14 protein-coding genes are annotated in these 15496 nt (G+C 31.9%); all 14 read left to right on the top strand.

Going from position 1 to position 15496, the window contains the following annotated elements; genetic code table 11:
* Positions 1 to 141 precede the first annotated feature (141 nt).
* The 14 genes from HJ01_RS13945 (at position 142) to HJ01_RS13880 (ending at position 15496) form a co-directional block, all read left to right on the top strand.
* The gene (locus HJ01_RS13945; RefSeq protein WP_100208581.1) at positions 142 to 1131 is read left to right on the top strand and encodes an alpha/beta hydrolase; all 990 of its coding nucleotides are present in this window, start codon (positions 142 to 144) and stop codon (positions 1129 to 1131) included.
* A 177-nt stretch (positions 1132 to 1308) separates the two neighbouring features.
* The gene (locus HJ01_RS13940; protein WP_007139110.1) at positions 1309 to 1722 is read left to right on the top strand and encodes a hypothetical protein; all 414 of its coding nucleotides are present in this window, start codon (positions 1309 to 1311) and stop codon (positions 1720 to 1722) included.
* Positions 1723 to 1997: 275 nt separating this feature from the next.
* A complete protein-coding gene (locus HJ01_RS13935; RefSeq protein ID WP_007139109.1) occupies positions 1998 to 2216 on the top strand; it encodes a hypothetical protein in 219 nt (72 codons plus the stop codon).
* 601 nt (positions 2217 to 2817) lie between these two features.
* Entirely contained in the window at positions 2818 to 3207 is a 390-nt protein-coding gene (locus HJ01_RS13930; protein WP_138984274.1) for a hypothetical protein, read from the top strand.
* A 180-nt stretch (positions 3208 to 3387) separates the two neighbouring features.
* A complete protein-coding gene (locus tag HJ01_RS13925; RefSeq protein ID WP_007139106.1) occupies positions 3388 to 3819 on the top strand; it encodes a hypothetical protein in 432 nt (143 codons plus the stop codon).
* Between the two features lie 148 nt (positions 3820 to 3967).
* Complete coding sequence (locus HJ01_RS13920) at positions 3968 to 4627, top strand: hypothetical protein (RefSeq protein ID WP_040473999.1); 660 nt, start codon at positions 3968 to 3970, stop codon at positions 4625 to 4627.
* A 167-nt stretch (positions 4628 to 4794) separates the two neighbouring features.
* Complete coding sequence (locus tag HJ01_RS13915; protein WP_100208580.1) at positions 4795 to 5646, top strand: hypothetical protein; 852 nt, start codon at positions 4795 to 4797, stop codon at positions 5644 to 5646.
* Positions 5647 to 5889: 243 nt separating this feature from the next.
* Positions 5890 to 6993, top strand: coding sequence for a histidinol-phosphate transaminase (gene hisC / locus HJ01_RS13910; protein WP_007139102.1), 1104 nt, complete (start codon positions 5890 to 5892; stop codon positions 6991 to 6993).
* 176 nt (positions 6994 to 7169) lie between these two features.
* Entirely contained in the window at positions 7170 to 7682 is a 513-nt protein-coding gene (locus tag HJ01_RS13905) for a GNAT family N-acetyltransferase (RefSeq protein ID WP_007139101.1), read from the top strand.
* Positions 7683 to 8097: 415 nt separating this feature from the next.
* A complete protein-coding gene (locus tag HJ01_RS13900; RefSeq protein WP_050855238.1) occupies positions 8098 to 8895 on the top strand; it encodes a DUF1853 family protein in 798 nt (265 codons plus the stop codon).
* Positions 8896 to 9041: 146 nt separating this feature from the next.
* Positions 9042 to 9689: an HAD family hydrolase gene (locus HJ01_RS13895; protein ID WP_007139099.1), complete on the top strand. Its 648-nt coding sequence runs from the start codon at positions 9042 to 9044 to the stop codon at positions 9687 to 9689.
* Positions 9690 to 9866: 177 nt separating this feature from the next.
* Positions 9867 to 11711, top strand: coding sequence for a PLP-dependent transferase (locus HJ01_RS13890; protein ID WP_040473998.1), 1845 nt, complete (start codon positions 9867 to 9869; stop codon positions 11709 to 11711).
* Positions 11712 to 12148: 437 nt separating this feature from the next.
* The gene (locus tag HJ01_RS13885) at positions 12149 to 13903 is read left to right on the top strand and encodes a hypothetical protein (protein ID WP_007139097.1); all 1755 of its coding nucleotides are present in this window, start codon (positions 12149 to 12151) and stop codon (positions 13901 to 13903) included.
* 675 nt (positions 13904 to 14578) lie between these two features.
* Positions 14579 to 15496: an AraC family transcriptional regulator gene (locus tag HJ01_RS13880; RefSeq protein ID WP_007139096.1), complete on the top strand. Its 918-nt coding sequence runs from the start codon at positions 14579 to 14581 to the stop codon at positions 15494 to 15496.

Below are 15496 nucleotides of genomic sequence, written 5' to 3'. Positions count from 1 at the left end.
TTTTGAGCTAGCTGGAGTTTAGTGGAATTATCGGTTCGCATCAAGTTTTCGTTAAGCCGAAAATTGAGCGGTTACGAACTTCCAGCCATCTCAAAGTGGCAAAACGTTGTAAGTAATTTCAAAAAAAACATCACCCCTAAAATGAAAAAAACATTAACATTATTAATTATCACTATTCTCTTTTGTAGTTTTAATATAGAAAACCATAAAAAATCTATCTTAAAAAACAGAGAGAGTATAGTTGTGAAAATTGATACTATTTTAACTGTTGAAATTGGAGGAGTCAAACAATTTGTCGAAATTAAAACAGATGATAGTACAAGACCTGTTTTATTATTTCTATCTGGAGGGCCAGGTGGGTCAATGATGAACTCAGCTAGTAAATATACCAACAAGCTAAAAGATAAATTTACAATAGTGCAATGGGATCAAAGAGGCGCAGGTAAAACTTTAGAATTAAATCCCTCTCCTATTCAACCTTCAGTTGTCCAAATGGAAAACGACACTTATGAAGTAATTCAATTTATTTCTAAAAAACTAAAAAAGAAAAAAATATATTTAGCTGGATGTTCTTGGGGTAACATTTTAGGTTTTTACATAGTTGAGAAACATCCTGAAGTTTTACATTCGTATTTAGCTATAAATCCAGTTGTCAGTCAAATGGCAAGCGAAAAACTATTATTAATAAGATTAAAAGAAGTTTATGAAAATAATGAAATTGCACTAAAAGAACTATCTACTGTAAAGATTCCATTTGAAAGAGCTGAAGATTTATTTTTCATTCGAAAATGGCTTTTTGATATGGATGGAAAAGATTACGCAATTAAAGATAACTTTAAAGATTTTTTTCTTGAATGGACTAAAACTTGGTTTCCTGTATGGCAAGAAGTAATGAATATCAATTTACCGAAGACCTTAATTGAAGTAAAGTGTCCAGTATATTTTTTTGTTGGAAAAGATGATATTCAAACATCTACTAAAATCACAAAAGAGTATTTTGAGAAAATGAAAACACCAAAGAAAGATTTGTATTTATTTGAATACTCTAAACATTCAATCCAAGAATCAGAACCGGAAAAATTTCAAAATATTATAATTGAAAACATATTATCAAAAAATACAATTGATTAGAAACTACTTACAACAGCTGTTTTGATATAGCTGGAATTTAGTGGAATTATCATTTCGCATCAAGTTTTCGTTAAGCCGAAAACTGAGTGTTTACGAACTTCCAGCCATCTCAAAGTGGCATAACGTTGTAGGCAATTTTAAAACCGAATCGCTAAAAACAATTAAAACCAAAATATTATGAAAAAAATTGTCATCTATGGAATTCTTGCTTTAATCGGTTTTTTTATGAATTCTTGCACTAAAAGTGAAAATGAGGAAATTATTGGAAAATGGGATGACAATATTAAATTATCTCAAAAGACAGCAACTCTAAATTCCAATGAGAATTCTATTACGATTACAACCGAATCAACATTTTGGTGGTTGGGTGGTATTTCTCTTAACAATAAAAATATTGAATTAGCAGACGTTGAAAAACTTTCTAAAAATTTTGTGATTGCAAATTCAGATTTCCAAGTTGAACGAAAAGAAGATGGAAAAAAAATTATTATTACTTTAAAGCAAAACAATACTAATTCTGAAAGAATTCTAGTTGTAAGTATGCAAAATGGTGATTATTTTGATGGAGTGAGAATAATACAAGCCAAATAAAAAAACTGCCTACAACAATTGCTACAATTGATTTGGGCAATAGGCTTAATTTGAAAATGAGTTTGTATTTGGGATGTTTAAGCAAATCCGAACACAAGGCTTAATTTAATCCCAAACCACTTGTAGCAAAGGAACGTTACATGCTAGTTATGCCGAAATTACGCAAGTAATTCGATTTGAAAATAAGCATTTGTTTCCGCAGAAAGTTTACAAAGCAGCTGGCGGTAATTTTAAGAAATACGAGAGAATTTAATGATATTTTAAAAATATAAATTATGATAAAGTTTTGGTTAATTGCCATTTTTATTTTTATTATTTCAACATATATATTGTCGAAATTAACTTTGAAATCAAACAGAGAAGAAGCTGGTGAAAGAATTTGGAGATTTGGAAATGGAAGATCCGTTTATTGGCGTATTCTTACTTTGTGCAGTTTTGGAATAACTGTTGTAATAATGCTTATTATGCATTGGATAGGAATTTCTATTCTGTAAAAAATTAAAATATTTTAAATAATCAATTTTAGCCCAAACCAGCTGCAGTAAGAAAACGAAGCGTGAAAATTGGAACTTTCCAGCAGAAACTTGAAAAACTAAAACCTCAAAAACAGAAGGGTGAAAGTTGGAACTTGCCGATAGAAACTTGAAAAGTTCTGCGCAGAAAATAAAAAGTGAATAATTAAAAATAATACTTCGAAAATTACAAACCGAAAGCAGACCAGAGCAATAGCGAACAGACGAAGAAAACGTGAAAGTTGGATTCTGTCAACAGAAGCGTGAAAAGTTTGCGGTTTAATTGTAATTTCAACAAAATAACCAGCCACCAACAGCCATTTTGAGCTAGCTGGAATTTAATGGAATTACCATTTCGCATCAAGTTTTCGTTAAGCCGAAAATTGAGCGGTTACGATTTTCCAGCCACCTCAAACTGGCATAACGTTGGCAAACAGTCTGGTAGAACTGAATAAGAAAATTATTTAATTGAAAAATTATGAAGAATCAAATTCTATTTTTAATCACTTTCATTCTACTTTCTTGTTCAAAAAGACAAGAAAATTTTGATTTATATATTTCCAATTCAAATTATGAATTGAATTTGAAAACTGGAGATTTTAAAATTAACTGGTATAATGATTATAAGGATAAAATAGAATTATCTAAAAATGAGAAAAACCAAATAAGAAAATTGATTTTTAAATATAATGTTGACACTTTTAAAGGCGAAAAAAATGTTTTTGGTGAAGAACCGCTAATAATGCCAAATTTTAATGACAAATTTACTCTAGCTATAGATAATAAAATAGAAAGCGAAATTTCTATCTCAACACAAGTAAATTTAGAAAAATCAAAACTGAATAAAATTGATACAGATATCTATAATTTTAAAACAGAAATTTTTAAATTGCTAAGTGAAAATAAAGACTTTGAAAGAAATATGGACACTGTAAAAATTGCAAATAAAAAAATAAAACGATTATTTCTATAAATTCAAAATGTTCTGAAATTGAAAAATTCCTTTCAAAAGAAAAACCGATCTGCCAACAGCCATTTTGAGCTATCTGGAATTTAGTGGAATTATCATTTCGCATCAAGTTTTCGTTAATCCGAAAATTGAGCGGTTACGAAGTTTGCAACATCGCTAAGTGGCGATCCGTTACCAGCAATTATGAAAAAGATTATTATAACATTACTATTTTTATTTGTAAGCTTTAATGTCAAAGCTCAAAATCAGAATATCCCTTTTGAAGATAAAGTCATAAAAGTCAAACTTGTAAAATCAATTTCTTACGATGCCTGTGACAAAAAAGACTCAAAGAAAAATGCAGTTATATTAGAATTTGACGTTCTGCTACCAGAAGATAAAAAAATCTTTGGTGACAAAATATATGCAGCCACTATTTGCAACGATTTTCCAGGAGAAGGTGTATTTGACAGAACGTATGATTGGGATTTACAACTTTATGAAAGCAAATACTATCAATGGGAAATTTTAATTCTCAATAAGGACTTATTTGAGAAAAACATCAACAGAAAGAAGTATTGGGTCAAAGATATCCGCCGAAAACACACTATATATTGTGGTCTCGCAAAACAATAACTGCTCGTAACAGCCGTTACACAAGATTTGGGCATTTGGCTGAATTTAAAAATGGTTTTGTATTTGGGAATATTTGGCAAATCCGAAGAATGGGCTTAATTTAGTCCCAAACCCGCTGTAGTCCCAGAACGTTATGCCTTATTTTGAAATGAAAGAAACTACAGAAAAATATTCGACAGAAGAAGTTCTTGAAATTTTCAAAGAACAACATAGACTTTGTAGTCCACTTGACTGCGAAGCAGACCCGTGGGCAGAAATAACAGCAGAAATGACAATAAGAGAATGGAGATGGGCTAACGACTTATTAGAATGGAAGAAACTAGGTGAATTTCTTAATCAAGAATTCCGAATTGACATAACCGAAAAAGAATGGTTTGACAATTTAGAACCCGCAAAAAGCAGAAAACTAATTGATGTTTGTGAACTAATTTCCAATCACGCAGTAAAAGAAGGTTACGAACCAAAGAAACTATTTGGACAACCTTGTATTAAAGCGGGTGTATTTTTGACGATAAAAAGAAACTTAAAACAAAAAGGTGTTGATGTTTCGGAACTCAAGCCTTCTTCAAGTTTGGTTGAATATATGGATAAATATTTTTCACCAGTTTTGGAAGAAATTACTTTGACAGGGACAAGACCAATAGAAAAAATTGAAACGAAAATAAGAGCCAAAACAAGAACAAAAGGATTTTGGAAATCAATTAACATTTTTGAACCTGAAATACAAGAATTACTAATCGGAGAAGTGAAAACGTTCCGGGATTTAGTGGAAAAAATAATTGAGGAGAAAAAGAAAAACAAGGCATAACAGCCACTACAACTGATTTAGGTATTTGGCTTAATGGAAAGTTGGTTTTGTATTTGGAAGTTTTGCAAATCCGAAAATAGGGCTTAATTTAATACCAAACCCGCTGTAGTGCCAGAACGTTAGCGGTCATTGTGGAACAAACGAGCAGAAAAAGAAATGAAAAAGAAATGAAAATTTTAAAATTGATATTTATAGTATTTGGACTTTTGCTTTTCGGGTGTAACCAACCGAGAAATAAAAACACGTCAGCAACAGATAAAAAATCGGCTGACACAACAAACAATAGGATGCCTAAACAAGAAAAGTCTGAAGACAATGAAAAACTTGAAGACTACAAAATAGACAGTATAAATAATGTTATTACTTTATTCAAGGCGAAAAACATTGAAAAAATTTCAAGTATAATTAATTTCCCGTTATACAGAGCATATCCAATACCACCTATTAAGAACCAAAAAGAATTTAAGAAAAGGTTTAGTGAAGTTTTTGACCAAGTTCTAATTGACAAAATTGCTAATTCTGAAATCAAGCAATGGTCAGAAGTCGGTTGGAGAGGTATAATGTTAGACAATGGTGTTTTGTGGATGGCTAATTCTGACGGAATAATAACAGCGATTAACTATCAAAGCGATTTTGAAAAAAAACTAAGGAAAGATTTAATAGACAGAGAAAAAGAATACTTATACAATTCACTAAAAACTTTCGAAAGCCCGACTTACAAAATAAAGACGACAAATTATCTAATTAGAATTGATAAGGTTACTAATCACAAATACAGATATGCTTCCTGGAAAATAAGTGAAAAAGAAACTTCAAAACCAGACATAGTCTTGAACGATGGAGAATTAGAGTTTGATGGAAATGGTGGAAATCACTCTATTACTTTTGTTCAAGGAAAGTATACCTACATAATTTACAGAAATATTATTGTCGAGGAAAATTCGCCAGACATTACGCTTGAAATTGAAAAAGCTGGTAAAATAATTTTATCAGAAGACGGAACATTAATACTTGAATAAAACAACGAACCGCCAACCGCCATTTTGAGCTAGCTGGAGTTTAGTGGAATTACGGTCTCGCATCAAGTTTTCGTTAAACCGAAAACTGAGTGGTTACGAACCTCACACCATCTCAAAGCAGCGGGAAGGTATGTGCTATTTTCGAGCGACAGAAATACAAGGGGAAGATTGTAACAAATTTAAAAATAATAGACATATTGAGTAATATTAAAATATTGTGTTTAACATTTTTAATTAAATATTATGAATAACCGAAGAAATTGGTTAAAACAAACTGCATTAGCATTTGTAGGTATTGGAATTATACCATTAGAGAATTTTGCAATTCCAAAATCAGAAAACATAATTGATGATAAAAATAATTTAATCCCAATTCGTTTAAGGTCTAATGAAAATCCTTATGGTCCATCGACATTAGCAAAAAATGCTATGTTGAAAAACATAAATATAAGCAATCGTTATAATTGGGAAATGTTAGACGAACTAATTGAAAAAATTGCCGTAAAGCATAATTTAACCGCCCAAAACATATTATTAGGTGCGGGTTCATCCGAAATTTTAAATTTAGTTGCCTTGTATTGTTCTAAAAAATCAGGAAATTTAATTATTGCGGAAACTACCTTTGATTATTGGACAATAACAGCTGAAAATGCAGGTCTTAAAAAAATTGCAATCCCATTAACAGCAGATAAAAAACATGATTTATCTGCAATGTTACATGCAATTGACACTGATACGAAAATGATTTATATATGCAATCCTAATAACCCAACGGGAACAATTTGTGCAAGTGAAGAACTTCTAAATTTCATAAATGAAGCCACAAAAAGGACGAAAGTTTTAGTAGATGAAGCGTACCTAGATTTTACCGACCAACCCTCACTTGCAAATCTTGTAACGGAGAATAAAAACTTAATTATTGCCAAAACCTTTTCAAAAATATATGCCTTAGCAGGTTCACGTATTGGATATGCAATAGCACATCCCGATACCATTAAGGAAATAAGTCAATTGCAATTTGCCACAAATGGTAGTGTAAGTGTTGTCTCGGCTTCAGCAGCTTTAGCGTCATTAAAGGATGATAAATTTGTAACAGATACTATTACATTTAATAATGAAGTACGAAAATTTACAGTTGATCAATTGGAGAATTTAAAAATACGTTGTATTCCGTCGCACACAAACTTTGTTTATTTTTCATTAGAGAATTACAACAAAGACCTTTTTGAGCAATTAAAAAAGAATAATATTCTAGGAACTAAAATTTATGAAGAAAAAGGAAAATGGTCAAGAATTACAATTGGTACAATGAAAGAAATGAAACAATTTATTAAAGCATTAGAGTAAATATAAAAAACAGCAAACAACAGACATTTTGTAATATGGTGGATTTAGGCTTAATTTAAAGATAGTTTTGTACTTGCAATTATTCATTAACCGAAAGTTTAAGCTTCCTTAATACGCTACATAGCCAAGCCGCAAAACTTTAGCGGTAAGCACATACAAACACTACAACAAACAAAATGAGACTTCCACCGTACGACAATTTTCCAAGTATTTCGGACGACAAAATATTGTTGCGACAAATTCAGTTTTCCGACATCAATGACATTATTGAAATTTCATTCTACGACTCTATTCAAGCTACAACACTGACACAAGCAATAGAAATGCAAGCCGAAATAAATGTGGACTATAGCAACGGAAATTCAATACACTGGGGTATTGTAGACAAATTAACAAATAAAATTGTTGGAACTTGCGGTTATTATCGTGGACTTGACAAAGGCGAAGGAGAAATGGGTTGTGTTTTATTAGCTCAATACCGTAGACAAGGTTATATGACTTTTGCAATGTTATTAGCAATTCAATTTGGACTAAATAATATTGGACTAAAACGCATTTGGGCTATAACAACTAAACAAAATCAAAAAGCAATAAAACTTATTGAGAAACTTAACTTTATTAAAATTGCAGATTTGGACGACAATGAAGTTGAATACGAATTAAGAAAAGATTTAAATCTAACAGACTAATGGAAAAAATGTCTACCTCCAACAGGCTTTTAGCAAAATTGTGGGCTTAGACTTATTTTAAAGATAGTTTTTTACTTGTAAATTAGTACTCACCCTACCGCATTGTAGGATAACAAACAAAATCAAAACCAATTGTAATCAAAATACAGGATGCCATTGCTTTCCCCAACTGTGAACAATTCGCAATGACAAAATGCTTACATTTTGATTTCTGCCATATTTAATATTTGTTATCTACAAGTTAAAATTTAGCATCTCTTTGTAGTTATCATTTGGGTCTCTCTGCTAAATGAACTAGTAGAACTAAGCGGATATCCGTTGCAAACAAGCTTTAGGTTTAACTAGATCTGCTGGACTTCTCGACTTAAATTCCAAATATTTACTACCTTTCAATAAAATAGTAATTCCATATAAAATGAACTCTAAATCGAGAATAGCGTCAATTTTAAAAGCGGATAGTTTGGACTCTTCAGTTACTGCTTTACCTACTTTTGATTTGTCAGTATTAATCCTTCCAAATGAGTTGGATTTCCAATTACCAACTAATATAAGATTAGGGCATTTAGCCGAAAAAATTGTTTCTGAATTGATTCAAGCCTCCACAAATTACAAAGTAGTTTATGAAAATTCTCAAATAATTGAAAAGCAAAAAACCATAGGAGAAATTGATTTCATCATTGAAAACGTCAAAGAAAACAAGATAATTCACTTGGAACTAGCTTATAAATTTTACCTTTTTGACCCTACAATCTCTTCGGAGGCCATAAATAACTGGATAGGTCCCAATAGAAACGATTCGTTAAGCGAGAAATTAGAAAAATTAAAAACAAAACAATTTCCTTTATTGTACCACAGCATTACAGCTGTAAACTTTGATAGTATCGACATCAACCGCGTTTCTCAATCCTTATGTTTGCTAGTTTCATTGTTTGTTCCCTATGCATTTAAAACAAAAGTAGACCCCGCTTACGAGAAAGCTATTAAAGGCTATTATTTAGATTCAAAGACTTTTATTAGCCTTGATAATGTAGAAAAAGTGTATTATTTACCTTCAAAAAAAGAATGGGGAATGGATCCTTCGCAAAATGAAATTTGGACCGATTATAAAAGTATCGAAAATAAAATTGCTACAAGCATACAAGAAAAACAAGCATTATTGTGCTGGCAAAAATATAAGGAAACCTATTTATCTTTTTTTATTGTTTGGTGGTAGATTCGTTTAATTATCATAATGCCGCGCAACTTTAAAACAAGAATAAATAAAAAAGGGTAGACTAAAAATAACAATATTCCTATCTTTGAGCGAAACGACAACATAATTGAAATACATATCCTTTCGATTAAATAAAAAAGTAACAAATGAGATTTAAAGGAATAATTTTTGATTTAGACGGAACATTAGTTAATTCGCTTGAAGATATCGCGGATGCTATGAATAATGTATTGCAAAGCCTTGACTACTCTACTCATAGTTATCAAGATTTTCAATATTTTATTGGTAGCGGCCTTAGGAATTTGGTTAGTAAAGCCTTGCCTGGAAACCATAACGATGCAAACCAAATTGATCGTTGTTACCATTTGATGGTACAAGAATATCGAACTATTTGTACACGTAAAACAAAACAATATGACGGGATTTTTGAATTATTGGATCAATTAATTGAGCGTGATATTAAACTAAGTGTATTTTCAAATAAAGCGGAGGATTTAACTCAAGAAATTACTACTGCTCTATTTCCTAACTATTTTAATCCAATAGTTGGTTTGACTGATGAACCACTTAAAAAGCCCAATCCATTTAAAGCTATAGCAATAAGCGAAAAGTTAAAATTGAAACCCGAAGAAATCATTTTTGTAGGAGATTCAGATATTGATATGCAAACAGCTACAAATGCCAATATGTATGCCGTAGGTGTATCCTGGGGATATAGAACTAAAGAAGAATTGTTATCCAATGGCGCACAAAAAGTTTTAGACCATCCTTTAGATTTAATTTCGATTTTATAAGAACTATTGCATTTCGATAGTAAACTTCTTCTGCACTAAAAATTTTCAACAAATCAACGCGTCTTAAACACATCTGAAGTTACAGGAACTTTAGACAAAATGCTACAAAAACATCTTGTTACATTTTTAGAATAAATGGAATTCATGTACCTTGCAGGTCTATCTAAAAGTGAAGTTATGAAAGAGAATAAAATGCTAAATTATATTAAAGAAGTTTTAAAAAACAAGCCAACTGGCTGGTTAAATATAACCACCCATCGCCTAGATATTTATGACGAAAAATTGGCTAAAACGCAATTTTTAGACCAGTTTGAAACTTTATATAATGACAATAATGCTACAATATCAGCACTGAGCGAATTGCCTACTGCTTACGACTATATTCGACTAGGTCATCCTTTATCTTGTGTACTAGAATGGGCAATTGCTCACATGCAACATATTAAACCAGAAAATGCAATCAGTTTTTCATCAAAGACGATTCCTGTTTTGGCAATTTTAAGAAAAAACTTATTAGACAATAAAAACACCCAAATCGCATACACAGGTGAGTTACCTCATGCTTTTGATAAAGAAGTGCTGCAGCATGTTTATGGTTATAAGTTTGAATTAAACAAAGTAGAGAGTGTAGAAGCCATTTCTGCTTTTGAAGGAAGTACTATTTTTATTTCACAACAAGAAAATATTAGTACAATTGATCTCGATCCAAAAATCGACTTTTTCGTTAGTATTTATGGTCAATTGGGAAGCGTTTTGTTAGTAAATGGCAAAGAAAATGAAAGTTATATTCCAGAAATTCAGCATGTAAGAAGAAGAGAGAGCATCGCTATGACACCAGCCAATAGTCTTGTTGCCTTAGAGTCTTTAATAGGGCAATCTACTATAGACACTAGTAAAAAAGAAGTCGCCACCAACAAAGCACTTGTTTTAAATTCTATTACAGAAATTACCTGTGCACATACAAAGCCATTAGTTGCTTCTAGTGGGTTGTCTATTCAATACGCGATTTTAATGGGGCTAATAGATGACGCACTCGAAAAACACAAAGGAAAGGCAATTAAAATTATTGTTCCTCCCAATTGTTATGGTGGAACAAATGACCAAGCAAGGCGAGTAGCTGCTAGCGTTGATAATGTTGAAATTGTCGATCTAGCCGTAGATGGTGGTAACGATATGGTGCAAAGTATTGCTATAATTTTAGATAAAATAGCAAGCGAAAATGCTATCCCCTACATCATCGCTGAAATTCCAACAAACCCTAGAGTTGAAGTGCCAAATCTTACACAACTAAAAGAAGTATTAAGTAAAATTCGCAAAACGACAACTGGTACAATTGCGATAGACCCTGTTTTTATTTTAGACCAAACTTTTTGTCCTAATGTGCACTTTTTAGGTGAAGACGACGTACTTTCAAATGTTAGGACAATTTCATTTGCCAGTGGTTCGAAATTTCCAAGTGGCGGGCAATGTACTGCTGGCTACTGTGTAGGAAATAAAAAAACTGAAGCTTTAATGGGCAAAATTGAAAAGCACCTACTACTTTGCGATAATGAAGCTACCCCTCTTCAATATGAAATATTGGCTAAGCAATTGCCTTCAATGAATCAAAGAATTAAGGATGCGTATAAAAACACCCGTGAATTTGTACATTTTATCCACGAAGTTTTGCCGGGAGCAAAAATCAATTTTGTTTCAGAAGAACTGGCGCAACAAGGCTTTACTCCATCTGTGTTTTCATTAGATCTTCCTACTAAAGGGAATACTCCCGAGGAAAAAGAAGCTCATAAAAGAGAATTAAATCTGAAGTTAATTCATTTAATGATTACAGAAATCCCTAATGAAAGTAAGTTCTGCGTGAGCTACGGACAGTTAAATGGTGTTTACTGGACAATACCAGCTACCTCTACTCAAGGGACAACTAAAGAAGGTGACAAAGATTACATTGTTCGGGCATCACTATCTCCTACTATGGATTTGGAACTACATAAAAAAGTCTTTTTAGATTTTGTCAGAACAATATAGAATCATTGGGGAGGTCGTAAGTCCTCCCCAATTTTTTATGCCAACTTTTTTTTAAGAACAAATCAATGCGCTTGCCAAATGGTCAAGCACACAAATTATCCAAATAGCACTCTATTGTCAATCGTTATAACAGGATTTTTTTCTGTAGCCGAAAAAAAACAATTAATATAAACCTAAATCGTAATAAAATCGTTTCTAAAAAAAGGGGGATTTACGAAATCGTTTTCAATCGATATTCTGAAAACAAAATAATTAATCGGTATTCTTCCATTTCCTGTTTTGGATATATTTTAAGAAATTGTTTAGTATATTTGGAATCATTACTAACAAAATTAAGATTATTTAATCCAAGGACTGCTCAAAACCCGATGAATTTGTATTTAGGCAGTAGGCAGCTTATTCTAAAATTCCAATTCCATAATTTTTAATAAAAAGAAATGACAGTATTAAACGATAATAAAAACGGTCTAACAAATAATAGCAATGGGGTAATGTTAAATGCGTATCCCGATAGTATTGGAACTAATTTGAGTGATATTGTTAGCATGCTAAAAATGCCTCAATTCAAAAATACATTTTCCCAGTTTTACGTTTTGCCTACCTTTTTTAATAGTGACTTAGATAGAGGGTTTTCCATCATAAATTATGACATCAATGAAGAGCTAGTTTCAAAAGAAGATTTAGTGGCTTTACGTGAATTGAATATCATGCTAAAGTTTGATATTGTTTTAAATCATTTATCGGTTGCTTCTCCCCAATTTAAAGATATAATTAAAAATGGGGATCAGTCTAAATTCAAAGACTTTTTCATTGATTGGAATGAGTTCTGGGAAGGAAATGGAGACTTAAACGCCGACGGTATAATCGTTCCTAAAAAGAATTTTTTAGACAAGCTTTTTATGCGAAAATCAGGACTTCCTATTTTAAAAGTTTTGTTTCCTGACGGAAAAGAAAAACCATATTGGAATACCTTTTACCAAAAAATTACTTTCCAAAAAATCACAACAACTGACTTAAAATCGATACTGAATTTAAGTCCCGAAAATGCCTTACTTATTTGTGATACAGTAAATAATGCTATTGATGAAGCTCAAGATTTACAAACTTTAGATTTGAGAGATCAATCAACTTATAAAGACGAAGTACTAGAAATAGTGAATCGCAATCGTACTTATTTAGGTCAAATGGATGTCAATGCTAAATCACCTTTAGTTTGGGAATTTTATGAAGAAGTATTGGCCAAAGTGGCAAGCTATGGCGGTCAAATTTTGCGATTAGATGCATTTGCTTATTTACATAAAGAAGTGGGTGAAACTAACTTTTTTAATAAACCAGGAACTTGGGATTATTTAGAGAAAATAAATCAGATTGCCAAAAACAATAATTTAGTTTTGCTTCCTGAAATTCATGCAGAGTTCGGAATGCACCTTCATGATGAGGTTGCTAATGAAGGATATTCTATTTATGATTTTTTCCTACCTGGACTAACTATACATGCGATTGAAAAAAACACGAATAAAGCGCTAATGACTTGGGCTAAAGAAATAATTTCTAAGGGCTTCAAAACAGTTAATATGCTTGGTTGTCATGATGGTATACCAGTGTTAGATTTAAAAGGTAAAGAAGTAAATGGCTTGTACCAAAAAGGACTCCTAGAAGATGCTGAGATTTCAGATTTGATGGAATTGATCATTTCACGTGGTGGCCAAGTAAAAAATCTTTATGGAGCAGATGGTAAAAAAATATCTTACTATCAAGTAAATGCAACGTACTTTAGCGCACTAGGCGAAAGCGAGCAAAAACTACTATTGGCAAGAGCTATTCAACTATTTATGCCAGGTATTCCTCAAATTTGGTATTTAGATATTTTTGCCGGAGCCAATGATCATGAAGCAGTTGCGAAGGCTGGAAAAGATGGACACAAAGAAATTAATAGAACCACTTTAACTATAAAAGATATAGAAGAAGGTCTGAAGAAAGAAGTAGTTACAAAACAATTAGACATCATTCGATTAAGAAATACTTCAAAAGCGTTCCTTGGAACTGTTACTTTTAATGATACAATTGAAGAAGAGATTAATATTCTTTGGAAAAATGAGGGCGAATATGCACATTTAATAGCCAACCTTAAAACATTAGATTTTTCGATAAAATATACAGAATCAGGGGAAGAAAAACGTTTCCAGTTTTAAATATTCGGTTTTTCTGATAAGCAGCAAAACTAAAAACTAACATTGTGAAGTAGCGTTCAATTGCTGCAAACAAAAAAAGCTCCAGATAGTTCTGGAGCTTACAGTAACCGGCTTGCTAAGATTTTAATCCTGATTAACAGTTAGTTAAATATAAATAAACCAGTGCGAACGCAAAAGTAGCTAAACTTTTTTGAGTTAAGTATATCTATCAGGACTTATAGTATAGCCTTACATTAAGAAAAAGCAACAAAGGATTATTTAATGATATGCTTGCTTGCAAAATGTTTGATGACTAAAAAGGAAGCAACTCCCAATAGAGTTTGGGTTGTAGTTAAAGGCTACTAACGTCTTCCCTAGCCCTGATGGAAGCGATATCTCGCGATTTAGAAAAACAAGGCTTTTTTGGCCGTAGTTTTTGTTATCGAGAATATAGCGCACAGCAGGACAAAACGTTTTTCAGCGTGCATTTTCTCTGCTCCTAAAAATAACAAAATCTTACTCTATAAAAGTAATTTGAATCTGTTTCTATTGCATTTTACGATCCAGAATTACACGAATTGCAGTTTCGAATAAATGTAGTTTACGACCTACAATTATATCCTTTTTAACAAAATAAGACTTCATTAATACGTTTATTTTCAGTAAGTTTATCTTTCCTTTTTATAAAGTACAATTATGAATCGCAATTACATTAATCCACCACATTTATCGAATGAAAAATCACTAAAAACTTTAGTCGAAAATAGAACCGTTTACAATCTAAATCACTGTGAGCTAAATCTGTTTGAAACCTATAAAGCTTCAGAACTAGTTCCTTTGAAATTTAACGATTTAGTAGTGACCAGCATGCTGAGAGGCAAAAAGGTGATGCATCTTTTTGATGATCCTGGTTTCGAATATTTGCCAGGAGAAACGGTTGTTATTCCTTCTAATGTAGAAATGAAAATTGACTTTCCAGAAGCCACAAAAAACAATCCTACCCAATGCTTGGCTTTGGCGATAGACCAACAAAAAATAGCGCAGACCTTAGATTTCCTCAATGAACGTTACCCTAAGGAAGGCAATAAGCAGTTCTGGCATTTAGACTATCAAAATTATTATTTCTATAATAATGTAGAATTAGCCTCAACTATCAATAAACTAATCAAGGAATGCATGAGTACATCACTCACAAAAGATGTTTTGGCTGATTTGACTTTGCAGGAACTGTTGATTCGGATTATTCAGACGCAAACGACAAAATCTATCGATGACGGTTTATATGCGAACCCAAATTCACCAATAACACAGGTTCTGGAATACATTCGCTTAAATCTAAGGGAAAATATCAGCCTTAAAAATTTGAGTGATATCAGTTGTATGAGTACCACATCATTCTATCGCTTTTTTAAAAGAGAGTTAGGCATGAGTCCAATTGAGTTTGTAATCAATGAAAAAATGCGATGCGCTAAAAAACTGCTCAAAAACCCTAGCATACAAATCAACGAAGTATGTCATTTATCTGGTTTTGAAGACAGCAATTACTTCATTCGTTTGTTTAAAAAACACGAAGGAATTACACCAAAGCAATACCAGTTATTGTATGTGAATTAA

This window comes from Flavobacterium frigoris PS1 (genome assembly GCF_000252125.1).
GTDB lineage: Bacteria > Bacteroidota > Bacteroidia > Flavobacteriales > Flavobacteriaceae > Flavobacterium > Flavobacterium frigoris_A.
Note: the sequence above shows the minus strand (reverse complement) of the source record. Positions and strands in the feature narration are given on the sequence as shown.

What these genes read in the sequence shown, in the direction of transcription:
- HJ01_RS13920 (WP_040473999.1), top strand. Translation starts at nt 3,968, where the DNA reads ATGAAAGAAACTACAGAAAAATATTCGACAGAAGAAGTTCTTGAAATT.
- HJ01_RS13895 (WP_007139099.1), top strand. Translation starts at nt 9,042, where the DNA reads ATGAGATTTAAAGGAATAATTTTTGATTTAGACGGAACATTAGTTAAT.
- HJ01_RS13935 (WP_007139109.1), top strand. Translation starts at nt 1,998, where the DNA reads ATGATAAAGTTTTGGTTAATTGCCATTTTTATTTTTATTATTTCAACA.
- HJ01_RS13940 (WP_007139110.1), top strand. Translation starts at nt 1,309, where the DNA reads ATGAAAAAAATTGTCATCTATGGAATTCTTGCTTTAATCGGTTTTTTT.
- HJ01_RS13880 (WP_007139096.1), top strand. Translation starts at nt 14,579, where the DNA reads ATGAATCGCAATTACATTAATCCACCACATTTATCGAATGAAAAATCA.
- HJ01_RS13900 (WP_050855238.1), top strand. Translation starts at nt 8,098, where the DNA reads ATGAACTCTAAATCGAGAATAGCGTCAATTTTAAAAGCGGATAGTTTG.
- hisC (WP_007139102.1), top strand. Translation starts at nt 5,890, where the DNA reads ATGAATAACCGAAGAAATTGGTTAAAACAAACTGCATTAGCATTTGTA.
- HJ01_RS13890 (WP_040473998.1), top strand. Translation starts at nt 9,867, where the DNA reads ATGAAAGAGAATAAAATGCTAAATTATATTAAAGAAGTTTTAAAAAAC.
- HJ01_RS13945 (WP_100208581.1), top strand. Translation starts at nt 142, where the DNA reads ATGAAAAAAACATTAACATTATTAATTATCACTATTCTCTTTTGTAGT.
- HJ01_RS13915 (WP_100208580.1), top strand. Translation starts at nt 4,795, where the DNA reads ATGAAAATTTTAAAATTGATATTTATAGTATTTGGACTTTTGCTTTTC.
- HJ01_RS13905 (WP_007139101.1), top strand. Translation starts at nt 7,170, where the DNA reads ATGAGACTTCCACCGTACGACAATTTTCCAAGTATTTCGGACGACAAA.
- HJ01_RS13925 (WP_007139106.1), top strand. Translation starts at nt 3,388, where the DNA reads ATGAAAAAGATTATTATAACATTACTATTTTTATTTGTAAGCTTTAAT.
- HJ01_RS13885 (WP_007139097.1), top strand. Translation starts at nt 12,149, where the DNA reads ATGACAGTATTAAACGATAATAAAAACGGTCTAACAAATAATAGCAAT.